Annotated in this window: 12 protein-coding genes; 3 read left to right on the top strand and 9 right to left on the bottom strand. The window is 61.3% G+C overall.

Going from position 1 to position 11,980, the window contains the following annotated elements; all coding sequences use genetic code 11:
* Positions 1-44 precede the first annotated feature (44 nt).
* From J2W46_RS25855 to J2W46_RS25820, 8 genes are all read right to left on the bottom strand, one after another.
* The gene (locus J2W46_RS25855) at positions 45-581 is read right to left on the bottom strand and encodes a GNAT family N-acetyltransferase (protein WP_310357398.1); all 537 of its coding nucleotides are present in this window, start codon (positions 579-581) and stop codon (positions 45-47) included.
* Positions 582-704: 123 nt separating this feature from the next.
* Complete coding sequence (locus tag J2W46_RS25850) at positions 705-1,517, bottom strand: GNAT family N-acetyltransferase (RefSeq protein WP_310357396.1); 813 nt, start codon at positions 1,515-1,517, stop codon at positions 705-707.
* Positions 1,518-1,753: 236 nt separating this feature from the next.
* Positions 1,754-3,127 carry an MFS transporter gene (locus tag J2W46_RS25845; protein ID WP_087750750.1) on the bottom strand — a complete coding sequence of 458 codons (1,374 nt, stop codon included), beginning with the start codon at positions 3,125-3,127 and terminating at the stop codon, positions 1,754-1,756.
* Between the two features lie 63 nt (positions 3,128-3,190).
* On the bottom strand, positions 3,191-4,012 hold the full coding sequence (locus J2W46_RS25840; protein ID WP_310357393.1) for an enoyl-CoA hydratase-related protein: 822 nt from the start codon (positions 4,010-4,012) through the stop codon (positions 3,191-3,193).
* A gap of 30 nt (positions 4,013-4,042) precedes the next feature.
* A complete protein-coding gene (locus J2W46_RS25835; protein WP_310357391.1) occupies positions 4,043-4,819 on the bottom strand; it encodes an enoyl-CoA hydratase-related protein in 777 nt (258 codons plus the stop codon).
* Entirely contained in the window at positions 4,816-6,057 is a 1,242-nt protein-coding gene (locus J2W46_RS25830) for a CaiB/BaiF CoA transferase family protein (protein ID WP_310357389.1), read from the bottom strand. The genes J2W46_RS25835 and J2W46_RS25830 overlap by 4 nt, the downstream gene beginning before the upstream one ends.
* 138 nt (positions 6,058-6,195) lie before the next feature.
* Positions 6,196-7,080 (bottom strand): LysR substrate-binding domain-containing protein, encoded by an 885-nt coding sequence (locus J2W46_RS25825; protein ID WP_088176268.1) that lies wholly within the window; start codon positions 7,078-7,080, stop codon positions 6,196-6,198.
* 343 nt (positions 7,081-7,423) lie between these two features.
* Positions 7,424-8,326, bottom strand: coding sequence for a LysR family transcriptional regulator (locus J2W46_RS25820; protein ID WP_310357386.1), 903 nt, complete (start codon positions 8,324-8,326; stop codon positions 7,424-7,426).
* A gap of 99 nt (positions 8,327-8,425) precedes the next feature.
* Between J2W46_RS25820 and J2W46_RS25815 the strand changes: the two genes are divergently transcribed.
* The gene (locus J2W46_RS25815; RefSeq protein ID WP_310357383.1) at positions 8,426-9,253 is read left to right on the top strand and encodes an SDR family oxidoreductase; all 828 of its coding nucleotides are present in this window, start codon (positions 8,426-8,428) and stop codon (positions 9,251-9,253) included.
* Between the two features lie 115 nt (positions 9,254-9,368).
* On the opposite strand, the gene J2W46_RS25810 is transcribed toward J2W46_RS25815, so the two are convergent.
* Positions 9,369-10,334, bottom strand: a complete 966-nt coding sequence (locus J2W46_RS25810; RefSeq protein WP_310357380.1) for a LysR family transcriptional regulator — start codon at positions 10,332-10,334, stop codon at positions 9,369-9,371.
* Between the two features lie 101 nt (positions 10,335-10,435).
* Between J2W46_RS25810 and J2W46_RS25805 the strand changes: the two genes are divergently transcribed.
* Complete coding sequence (locus J2W46_RS25805; RefSeq protein WP_310357378.1) at positions 10,436-11,170, top strand: SDR family NAD(P)-dependent oxidoreductase; 735 nt, start codon at positions 10,436-10,438, stop codon at positions 11,168-11,170.
* Between the two features lie 41 nt (positions 11,171-11,211).
* Positions 11,212-11,979 carry an SDR family NAD(P)-dependent oxidoreductase gene (locus tag J2W46_RS25800; protein ID WP_288830722.1) on the top strand — a complete coding sequence of 256 codons (768 nt, stop codon included), beginning with the start codon at positions 11,212-11,214 and terminating at the stop codon, positions 11,977-11,979.
* Position 11,980: the final 1 nt, after the last annotated feature.

The following is an 11,980-nucleotide window of genomic DNA, read 5'->3' as shown; positions in this document are numbered from 1 at the left end:
AGGCGAGCGAGCGGCCGGAGTTAGCCCGAAGCCAGTCGGTTACCCTAGCTCTTAATTCGCAGGGTCATGGTAATGTCGTCGACTGAGCGTCCGGAAATACGAAATCTGTCATCGCGTCGTCCAATTTCAACAAACCCAAAGTATCGATAAAGGCTGATCGCAGCGTGGTTATCGCTGAACACAGACAGGTCGATCCATTCAATGTGGTTACGTGTCGCGAATTCTATGGCTTCCAGCATCAACTTTCGCCCAAGGCCTCTGCGATAAAAGCCCTCCTCGACGCCGATACCAAGAGTGGCGCGATGTTTCTCTGACGGTATGCTGGATCCGTTCAGGTCAAGATGTGCGATGAAGCGTGCATCGGGGCCTTCAACCGCCCACACCCTCATCCATGTTGGCTGAGGCAAAAGTATTGAGAGGCGATCTTCGAAGCGAGCGCGACGCTCGGGTGATTCGAAATCAGCGGCTTCCAGAGGCGAAAAAAATGGCCGGCCGTCGCGTCCCGATTCGGCGATCTGCCGGGTTAGATGCTCTGCCCAACGCTTGGAGTCAACAGGCGTTAGGGCAACGGTCGTCAGCATTTTCACCACCTTGAATGATTAAGACAGGAGGATTGTCGCCGATGTTGGCAGTCACGCGGAATGACTGTTAATGGTCAAACTTTACCAGGTACCGTCGGGCCTAAAATTCATCTGGATGGGGACTCAACGCGCTCTTGCATTGCCCGGCTCCTGACACAAGCTGGCTAATCGCCCTTGTTGCCGAAAACCCATCGCCTTGTATATTGCTCCGGCATGGCTGCTTTCATCTGCGACCATGACGAGCCGGTCAGACCGTCCGGCGGCCCGCCTGATAACCTCGGTCACCAAGGTTTTGCAAACATTCCGGTTTCGATGCTGTTTCCCTGTAATAACGGACTGGAAACGCCCAATGCCGTCAAGAAAGAACAGACCCAGGCTTCCTACCTGCTCATTATCGATAAAGGCTCCCCACCAGTTTCCTCGACCACGGTCAATCAGGCTCCTGTAAGCCCTCTCTTGATGCGCCATGTAACGTTGTGAGCTAATGCTCGTTGGGTTTGGCGTGTCGGCGAGTTGCATTCGGGACCAATCGTCCCAGTCATGCTGCATGGTAAAGGGGCGCACGTTGACCAAAGGGTTGGTCGCAACCGGAATGATCTCATCCGGATGGGCCACCAGCACCCGGTAGACAGTCGCGTCGTAGCCTTGTTCCACGAATGCGTCGAAGGTCACTTCGCTGTCGGCGCTTTCCGGCCACATAAACGTCCGGTGTGCAATCAGCGGTGGTGTCCCGACGAGGTCGCCGAAGTCATGCTCCAGCAATTCCAGGTCACTTGCTGAGGGTCGCTGCCGCAGAACAAGCATGTTGCCGAAAAAGTATTCGGGCGCGTCCGGTGTGCGGACGACGATATAGTCATCCCTTGACTCGACCACCCCGATATCGGTGTGCAGCAATAGGTCAGTAGCGAGACCAAGGTTACCGGGAAAGTGTCGCATTTCTAGCATCGTTGACAACGAACGGAAATCGTTCCTTCGATTTTATGCGGATTGATCGTTTAGCCAATTGGATCACAACGTGCTGGCGGCCTCGTCGAAATCCAGCCGCATAAGATGCGATTGTCAGCGATCCAGCCGGTCGTGTCGACCGGCCGAAATTAGTCGATCTTTGCCGACTCACAAGACATCCCAGCGAGGCGCAGCATCACAATGCCGGGACTCATGCCATGGCTGACTCAGCGCACCGGTAACTGTCCCGCGTTCGCACGGCTCGCACATTGGACTTCGTGACTGCGCTGCCGGATCAGCCGATCCTGCCGCAGTCCCCAGAAGTACGTGACAGCGAGACAGGGCAACAGCGATACGATCGAATATCCGACGCCCGCAAGCGGGTTGCCCGTCAGATTGACGAGTGAGAGACTGATCAGCGGAAGAAAGCCGCCGAACAGCACATTGCCGAGCTGTTGCGACAATCCGAAGCCCGTGGTTCTGCTTTGCGGCGGAAAGCATTCGGCGATGAACGCCGGCAGCGGCGCCATGATCATCGCCGTCAGGACGGCCAGCAACGCGACGAGCAGCGTCACCATGGCCCAGCCGCCAGCGAGCGCATTCGTCCTGATGCCCGCGAAAGCCGGATACGCCGCAAGTATCCACAGCACGATGCCGATCAGCATCACACGCGAGCGGCCGATCGCATCGGATAGACGGCCGAACACCGGATAAAGCGGCGCGGCCACGACGATAGCAATCCCGAGACACAGGTTCGCGCGCGAAGGTTCGACCTTCAACACGTTCTGCAGGAAGTAAAGCATATACACGATCGACGTATAGAGCGACACCGACGTTCCGCCTTGCGCGCCGAACATCGCGACGAGAATTGCTTTCCACGACGTCGCGCTCGACAAGGTGTCCTGCAGCGGCGATTTCGACAGACGGCCCGCCTGCTTCATCTCGGCGAACACAGGCGTCTCCGTCATGCCGAGCCGGATCCATGTCGCCACCGCGACGATCGGCGCCGAGATCAGGAACGGGACGCGCCAGCCCCAGGATTCGAATGCCGATGCATCGAGCGCGAACTTCAGCGCCGACACGATCGCCAGCGCCAGCAGCAGTCCGAGGCTCGCGGTACTTTGAAGCACGCTCGTCGCCATGCCTTTTCGGCCCGCGGGCGCATGCTCCATCACGTAGACGACGGCAGAGCCGTATTCGCCGCCGAGCGCGATGCCCTGCACCACGCGTAATGTGACCAGTCCTATCGGCGCGAGCAAGCCGGCCATCGCGTAGGTCGGCAGGCAGCCGATGCCCACTGTCGCGATGCCCATGATCGCGAGCGTGATGACGAACGTCTTCTTGCGTCCGATGCGGTCGGCCATCGGGCTGAAGATGATCGTGCCCAACGGCCGCGCTACATACGCGATGCCGAAGGTGGCAACGCCAGCCATTGTGGCGACGGTCCGGTCCGTCGATGGGAGAAACAAGTGCGTCAAAGTCGATGTCAGCGCGACATACACGAAGAAATCGTAGTACTCGAGCATGGTGCCGATGCTCGACGTCGCGATGATTCGCAGCATGCCGGGTTGCGGATCGCGGGCTCCGGAAGTGGTGGACATGGTCGTCTCCTGTGATTCAGTTTGTAAGGCCCTGCGCGATCGACGCGGTGGCCGTATCGCGCATCACATGTGTGTGCGCTTCTTCTCCGCCTGCCGCTCCAGAAACCGGCCGACAGCTTCTTTGTGCTCGCGGCCGCACAATAGAATGGCTTGCATGCTTGCCGCCATTTCGAGCGTCGTCGAAAGCGATACATCGGCCGCTTCGCGCACGAGCCGCTTGGCCATACGCAGCGCCGTCGGCGGGTTTTGCGCGATGCGCTTCGCCAGCGACCGTGCGTCGATGTCGAGCTCGTCCTCCGGCACCACCTTCGAAACGATGCCGAGACCCAGCGCCGCGTCAGCATCGATGAACTCGCTGGTCAGCGTCAGTTCCAGCGCCTTCGAATAGCCCACGCTCCGCACGAGGAACCACGATCCGCCGATGCCCGACACCAGTCCGAGCCGCAAGAAACTCTCGGCGAACACGGCTTTTGCGCTCGCCACGCGGATATCGCACATCAGCGCAAGATCGCATCCTGCTCCGACTGCGGCGCCATTCACCGCGCACACGGAAGGCACATCGAGACCGCTCAACGCGCGCGTGATTCTGTGGAGGCTGCGATGCAGGCGCTCGCGTACATCCTCGACACTGCCGCTCATGAGATCGCTGCCGCTTTGCATGTCCTTCACGTTGCCGCCCGTGCAGAAGTGCGGCGACGACGAACGCAGCAGCAAGCAGTGCACGTCGGGCCGGTCGTTGATCTGTTCGAGTACGTCCGACAGCGCCTCCGTCATCGCGACGTTCAGCGCGTTGCCATCGCTCGGGCTGTTGAGCGTGAGCGTGAGCACACCGTCATCGACGGACGATTCGACCAGTGAACCGGCATGATTTGGATGAGTTGACACGACGAAGTCTCCTGATTGTTTTCCCGGCCACTACCGGTTCTGAAACGCGGCCTGACGGCGTTCCAGAAACGCCGCCATGCCTTCTTTCTGATCGGCGAGAGAAAAGCCCGCGTGAAATAGCCGTCGCTCGAACAACAGTCCTTCCGACAGCGACGACTCATACGCACGATCGACGGCTTCCTTGATCGCGACGATCACCGGCAGCGAATGACGCGCGATCTGTTCGCCGACGCGCATCGCCTCGTCGATCAACCGCTCGCGGGCGACGACCTTCGACACGAGTCCGTAAGCCAGTGCCTCCTGGGCGCCAAGCGGCTCGCCGGTCAGACACGCGAGCATCGCGGTCGATTTTCCGACCGCGCGCGGCAGACGCTGCGTGCCGCCCGCCCCCGGCACGATGCCGAGTTTGATCTCGGGCTGGCCGAAGAGCGCGTCGTCCGCGGCGATGACGATGTCGCACATCATCGCCAGTTCGCAACCGCCGCCGAGCGCATAGCCGCCTACCGCCGCGATGATGGGTTTGCGGACCGTGCGGATACGATCCCAGCTACGGCCGATGTAGTCATCGGAAAATGCGTTTGCGTAATCGAGCTTCGACATCGCGACGATGTCCGCGCCGGCAGCGAAAGCTTTGTCGGACCCAGTCAAAACGGTCGCGTGAACCTGCGGGTCGGCTTCATTGCGCAGCAGGACGTCGATCAGCTGATCCATCAACGCGTCGGTCAGAGGATTCAGCGGGTTGTCCGACGCGAGACGCACGAGCGCGACCCGCCCGCGTCGTTCGCTGTGGATCATCGCGGCGCTCATGCGCTCACCTTGCGGTCTTCATCGCAGGTGTCGCGGGTTGCGCGGCCCACGCGGATAACCCCGGCGTTCAGCAGGCCCGCGATCTCGCTTTCAGCGAAGCCGTATCGCTCCAGCATCTGCAGCGTGTGCTGGCCCGTCAGCGGCGCGGGCGAGTCAGGCGCGCTCGGGCGATCCGATGGACCGAGCGCGAAACCGTGCGTGCGCATGGTGCCCGCGACCGGATGATCGATCGTCTGCGCCAGTCCGCATTCAGCGTACTCCGCTGTTTCGATGACATCGCCGTAGGTTGCGACGGGCGCGCATAGAATGTCGCGCGCCGCGAGCCGTTCCATCCAGTCCGCAGTCGTGCGTTCGACGAAACGCGCGGCGAGTATGTGGTGGAGGATCGCGCGATGGCGCACGCGATCATCGTTGGTGGCAAATCGCGGATCCGCTTCGAGCGACGACGAATCGAGCACCTCACATAGCGCGTGCCATCGTTCCGGATGGTAGGCGACCACCATCATCCAGCCGTCCTGCGTTGGGAACGCTTCGTTTGGGCACGCATAAGGCGCAGCACTGCCGGTCTTTTCCGGCTCTCTCCCGGACGCGAAGAACGCGGCGAAGCCGATTTGCTGCAGCATCAGCGTCGCGTTGTAGAGACTCACGTCGAGATGCTGCCCGCCGCCGCCCGCGCGAACCTGATGCAGTGCGCCGAGAATCGCGATCGACGCGAGATAGCCGCCCATCATGTCAGCGACGGGGATCGGGACTTTAAGCGGTTCGGCGTTCGTTGTGCCAAGCGTGCTCATCAGACCGCTGACGGCCTGGATCACGCCATCGACGCCAGGTCGCTTGCGATTCGCGCCCGTCTGGCCGAACGCAGAGATCGAGCAGTAGACGAGCCGGGGGTTCAGTTGCCGCAATGCGTCGAAGTCGAGTGCCATCGACGCCATTACGCCCGGCCGGAAGTTTTCGACCAGCACATCCGCCTCGAGCACCATGCGGCGAACGGCATCGCGCCCTGCATCGGTTTTCAGATCGATTGCGACGCTGTACTTGTTGCGGTTGACGCTGATGAAGGCCGGGCTTTCACCGCTTATCCACGGCGGTCCGATACGCCGCCCGATCTCGCCGCCGGGCGGCTCAATCTTGACGACGTGCGCGCCAAGATCGGCGAGCGTCATTGAGCAGACCGGTCCGGCGAGGACGTGCGAGAAATCGATCACCCGCACGCCGTTGAGGCTGTCTCTTGGCATTTGTGATTGTCCTGTCTCGTGACTCGCCACTGCGACGAATCATGCTGATGAGAATAGGTACTCACCGGCCTGCCGGACAATCTACAATTTGGAAACAAGCCGTTGACTTTTTGTTAAAAGGTCGGCGACTCGTCAAAGTTATTCGCTGAGCAACGTAAGCAGCCATCGGCGAAAAATCTTCAATGCATCCGATTGCGGACGCCCCGTTGGCCACGCGAAGTAGTAAGTGTGATGGCCGCGATCGAGCTCGAACGAAAACGGTGTGACGAGCACACCGCTTTCCAGTTCACCACGCACCAGCGCCTTCTGCGCGATCGCGACACCGTGCCCTTCTATCGCCGCCTGGTAAGCGAGCAGCGACGTTTCGTAGCGCATCTCGCGGCGTCGCGCGTTCAAAGGAAGACCCGCCGCCTTCAGCCACAAGGTCCAGTCTTCCGGGCGCGCGAGCGTGTGCAGAAGCGTTTCGCCCTGCAACTGCGCGCGGGCCTTGACCTGTCTGGAAGGAGCTGCGACAGGCACCAGCTCGTTCGCGATCAGACGTTGCACACGCAGGCCGGGCCACTTGCCGTCGCCTAGCTGAATGCCGCCGTCAATGTCCTCACGCGCAAAATTCAGCGGAGCCGGGGATGTCGTGAGTTGCACGTCGATGTTTTCGTGCAGCCGATGAAAGCTCGCGAGACGCGGAATCAGCCACCGCACCGCGAACGTCGCAGGCGAGCGGATCTTGAGCACACGCGCACGCCGCTCGGACGATCGCAGGCTGCCGGTGGCTTCGCGCAGCGATGCAAACAGCGGCATGAGTTCCGCCAGATACCGCGCGCCTGCCGACGTCAGTTCCAGCCGTCCTTTCACTCGCTCGAATAGATCGACGCCCAAGTAAGCTTCGAGCGTACGCACCTGCCGGCTGACGGCGGCGGGCGTCACGGCCAGCTCGTCAGCGGCTTTGGAAATGCTCAGCAGGCGCCCGGTCGCCTCGAACGCCCGGGCGGGATTTAACGGGGGAAGCAGTGCTCGACGTTCCATGGTCTATCCGTCTAGAAGCATATGGGGATTGTGGCTCGAAATGCCCGAAGGACGGTTCGGCACGTGGCAGCTCACCGAATAGTGAAGCACAGAAGAGCGAGGACGGAGCAAGAGGCTATTCCGGCAGCGTGCAAATCGCGCAGCGTCTTGCCCAACACATTGCCGGGGCAGAGTCGCGAGGGTCTTTTTTGGTGGCCGAACGGCAAACGGCAGCATACGCCACGGTGCTCGGCTTGACCATTGGGCCGCTTTCGCACTGAATGAGCCGTTCGAATGGCGGCTAGCTGCTGCCATTTCGATATGTTCGACTGTGATTTGGCGTTTGCTTCGGGCACGTCGTTGATCAGACCGGAGACCGCTCCCTCTCTCGCAACATAGCGATCAAAGCGCGCAAGCCCGCCGGAATGTGTCGACTGCCAGGAAAGTAAAGGAACAGGCCGGGTATAGCCGGGCACCATTCGTCCAGCACCACCGATAACCGCCTGCGCGCCAGCGCCGCGCACGCATATGGCTCGGGAACATACGCAATGCCAAGTCCATCGATGGCTGCCTCGACCATCAGCGTGCTGTTATCGAGCGTGAGCGCGCCGGGTGGATCGATGACGCACTCCTGCCCGTGCTGCGCAAACTCCCAGCGATAGCGTTTTCCGCTAGGAAGACGCTGCCGGATGCAGCGATGCGCGTGCAAATCCTCCGGTGATCCCGGCCGCCCGAATTTGCGCAGATAACGCGGCGACGCCACCGCAACGAAGCGCATGTCCTCGCTCACGCGTACGGCGATCATGTCCTTGGGCAAGGCCTCACCCAGTCGTACGCCCGCATCGAACCCTTCCGCGACGATATCGGAAAGCCGCCCGTCCGCCACCAGATCCAGTTCCATAAGCGGATATTTCGCGAGAAACGGCGGCACTACCGTGCGCAGCAGATGACGGATCGCACCTTCACTGCCGTTGATGCGCAGCGAGCCGCGCACTTCACCCTCAGAGCGCGAGACGTCGTCGAGCGCATCATCGAGCTCGCTCAACGCGGGACGCAGACGCGCGAGCAGGCGTTCGCCGGCATCGGTGAGCGACACGCTTCGCGTTGTCCGGTGCAGCAAACGCACGCCGAGATCGGCTTCGAGACCGCGCATGGCATGACTCAGCGCCGAACGCGATACGCCGAGTTCGCCCGCCGCCTGAGCGAAACTGCGCCGCGCGGCAACAGCCATGAAGGATTGCAGATCCGCTAGAGTGGGTTTGGCCATTGTTGAATATATTTCACCTCGTCATGCCGATTGATAGTGATTCTCACACATATGTTAACGGCCTAGCATAGGGTTTTGATCGTGGAACGGAGATTCGCAATGAGCAAAAACTGGCTGATTACAGGCGCGTCGAGCGGACTGGGGCGCGGACTCGCGGAACGTGCTCTCGCCCGGGGCGACAGCGTGGTCGCGACACTGCGCAAACCCGGCGCACTCGATGATCTGCTCGCATCGCATCCCGGGAGGCTCCGTATCGTCGAATGCGACGTGACGGATCTGGACGCCATGCGCCGTGCCGTCGCCCAAGCCTTCGACGCATTCGGACGAATCGATATCGTCGTGAGCAATGCGGGGTACGGCCTCTTCGGCGCGGCGGAAGAACTCAGTGATGCGCAGATCGACCGGCAGATCGCGACCAACCTGACTGGCTCGATGCAACTGATCCGCGCTGTCGTTCCGCGTCTGCGCGAGCAAGGCGGCGGGCGCATCGTGCAGGTCTCATCAGAAGGCGGGCAGATCGCGTATCCAGGCTTCGGCGCGTATCACGCAAGCAAGTGGGGCATCGAAGGTTTCGTGGAGGCCGTGGCGCAGGAGGTCGCGCCCTTCGGCATCGACTTCGTGATCGTAGAGCCAGGTCCGACGCGCACGAATTTCGGCACGGGACTGGATGTCGCGGCGGCGCTGCCGTGTTATGCGGATACGCCTGTTGGTGAAATACGCCGCGCGCTCGACGGAGGCTACTTCGAATTTGCTGATGCTGCGAAGACCGTCGAGGCGATGCTTGCCACCATCGACGAGCCGAATCCGCCTCAGCGTCTCGTGCTCGGCAAGCTCGCCTACGAGCACATTCGTGACGCGTTGACCAGGCGCCTCGCAAGCGTCGAAGCGCAGAAGGCGATCGCGTTGTCTGTGATGGAAGACGCGTAACGGAGCAGCCCTGCAATACTGCGGCTCTTTTACTGAGGATCGCGAACAATCCAATTCATAAGGCGGCGCGGGCATTCGATCCAGCTTTTCTATCGGACGGCTCCGCGTCCGGTGCTTACGCGCGGCGGAACACCGGAGATTTCTTGCCTTCACGTGAGACAGCGCGCTGGCTGGCCTCCTTCGAGGCGCGATGACAGCTGCCAAGGAGTTCCACCAGGCGCGTCTCGCATTCGGAAATCGAGTATCCGCGCCGTTGGGAGATCATGAAAGTAAGCGGGCGCATGTGCCATGCGCGCCGTTTAAGTTCGACAAGCGTTCCATTCGCGAGGTCGTCCTCAACCAGATGATGCGGCATGTGTCCCCAGCACAAACTTCCTCTCAGCAGATCGTGTTTCGCGCCCAGGTCGTTCACCAGCCACTGGCGTTCACTGGCAACACCCTGTTGGGTCTTTTCCGCATCCGGCTGATTGTCGGTCACGACGAGCTGAATGTGCCGGCCAAATTCCTCTCGCGGGATGGACCCCGTGATTGCGGCCAGCGGATGCGATGGCGCACAGACGGTCACCATTTGCGCTTCGCACAAATGCTGCCTTTCGATGGTCCCGGGGCTTAGCTCCGGCACGTCCGTTATCGTCACCGCCAATGCGCACGTACCATCGAAAACCAGCCGCTCGCCGCCCTGCATGGTCGTCATGCGCAGATTGATTGCAACCGTCGGGAAGTCTGCCTGCAAAGTGCGCAGGCATTCGATCAGGTGCGCACGCGGGAAATAGACATCGACGGCAAGCGACACTTGCGGCACCCCGGCTTCGGCAATCGAAACCGCACGCATCTTCATCTCTTCGGTGCGCGAGATCACCCCGCGAGCATCCGGCAGAAGGCTGCGGCCCGCGGCTGTCAGCGTCGCTCGGCGAGTGTTGCGCTCGAACAGCACCACATCAAACGCACCTTCGAGCGCGCTGATCGCGTGACTGATCGCCGACTGTGCACGTCTTAATTCCCGTGCGGCTCCTGAAAAACTCCCCTGATCGCAGACCGCGACGAAGGCCCGGAGCTGGTTGATGGTGACGTTGTCGAGCATGGTTATCTAAAAAGTAGATGGTTTTAATGCATCTTTAGTCAATTGTCTTCATGGGTCAAGAGCTAGAGAATGGTCTTCTCCATTTTTGAAGGACGCACGACGTGAACAGACTGAATGGCAAGACCGCTGTGATTACTGGCGGTGCGACCGGCATTGGCCTCGCAGCGGCCAGGCGCTTTATTGACGAAGGCGCATTCGTCTTCATCTTCGGCCGCCGGCAGCAAGCGCTCGACGCTGCCGTGGCCGACCTCGGGCCTCGTGCCCGCGCGGTGAAGGGTTCGGTCTCCGACCAGGCCGATCTCGACAGGCTTTACGCAGCGGTGAAAGCCGAGCGCGGCAGCCTCGACATCGTCTTCGCCAATGCCGGGGCAGGAAGCGCGCTTCCGCTAGGCCAGATTACCGCCGAGCACATCGACGAAACTTTCGATACCAATGTGAAGGGTGTGATCTTTACGGTTCAGAAAGCGCTGCCGCTGATGGGCGAAGGCGGGTCGATCATCCTGACTGGATCGAGTGCGGGCACCACGGGCGCTCCGGCCATGAGCGCTTATAGCGCGAGCAAAGCGGCCGTGCGCAACCTTGCGCGGACCTGGGCGGTGGATCTGAAGGGCACCGGTATCCGCATCAACGTGCTCTCGCCCGGGGCGACGGCGACCGAACTCGCGAAGGAGGCGCTCGGCGAAGAAGGCCAGAAGGTCTTCGCCTCGATGACTCCGCTGCAGCGCATGGCTGATCCCGCCGAGATCGGAGCGGCCGCTGCCTTTCTGGCATCGTCGGACAGCAGCTTCATGACTGCCAGCGAGCTCGCCGTCGACGGCGGCCTCGCGCAAATCTGACGCGCGATCCAGTCATCAACACATCCACGGAAGAAAATCAGATGGGACAAGCTCTTAAAGGAAAAACTGCCCTCGTTACCGGGGCATCGCGAGGCATCGGCCGCGCCATTGCTGAGCGTCTTGCAAAGGATGGCGCGACAGTCGCGCTGACCTACAACGCCAGCAAATCGGGCGCCGACGAGGTGGTCGCGGCGATCGAGAAAGCTGGGGGCACTGCGTTCGCGATCCATGCGGACCTCGTTGACGCGGCGGCCGTCCCGGCGCTGTTCGAGAAACTCGACGACGAGTTCACCAAGCGGAACGGAAGCAGAACCCTCGACATTCTGGTCAACAACGCGGGGAATTCCGGCTGGTTAGGCTTCAAAGACGCGACGCCAGAAAGTTGGGATACCTTAATGGCGGTCTATGCCCGTGCGCCCTTCTTCATTGTTCAAGCCGCTCTGGACCGTCTCGCCGAGGGCGGACGCATCATCAACATTTCTTCCGCTGCCTCGACCAAGCCCGTGACCGTTGCGCCGGTCTACTCGATGGCGAAGGCGGCGATCAACAACCTGACGCATGCGCTCGCGTCCGAACTTGGGCCGCGCGGAATTTCTGTGAACGCCGTCGCGCCGGGCTACACGCGAACGGACGCGAACGCCGCCTTGCGGGAGGACCCCGAAGTCGTCAAGGCGGCCGAGGCCAACATCGCGCTGGGACGCTTTGGCGAGCCTTCGGAAATCGCCGCCGTCGTGGCGTTCCTCGCTTCCGATGATGGCCACTGGGTGACCGGCCAGACAATCGAGGCGAGCGGCGGCTACAAGCTCTGAC

Source organism: Paraburkholderia strydomiana (assembly GCF_031456815.1).
In the GTDB taxonomy this organism is placed as follows: Bacteria; Pseudomonadota; Gammaproteobacteria; order Burkholderiales; family Burkholderiaceae; genus Paraburkholderia; species Paraburkholderia caledonica.
Note: the sequence above shows the minus strand (reverse complement) of the source record. Positions and strands in the feature narration are given on the sequence as shown.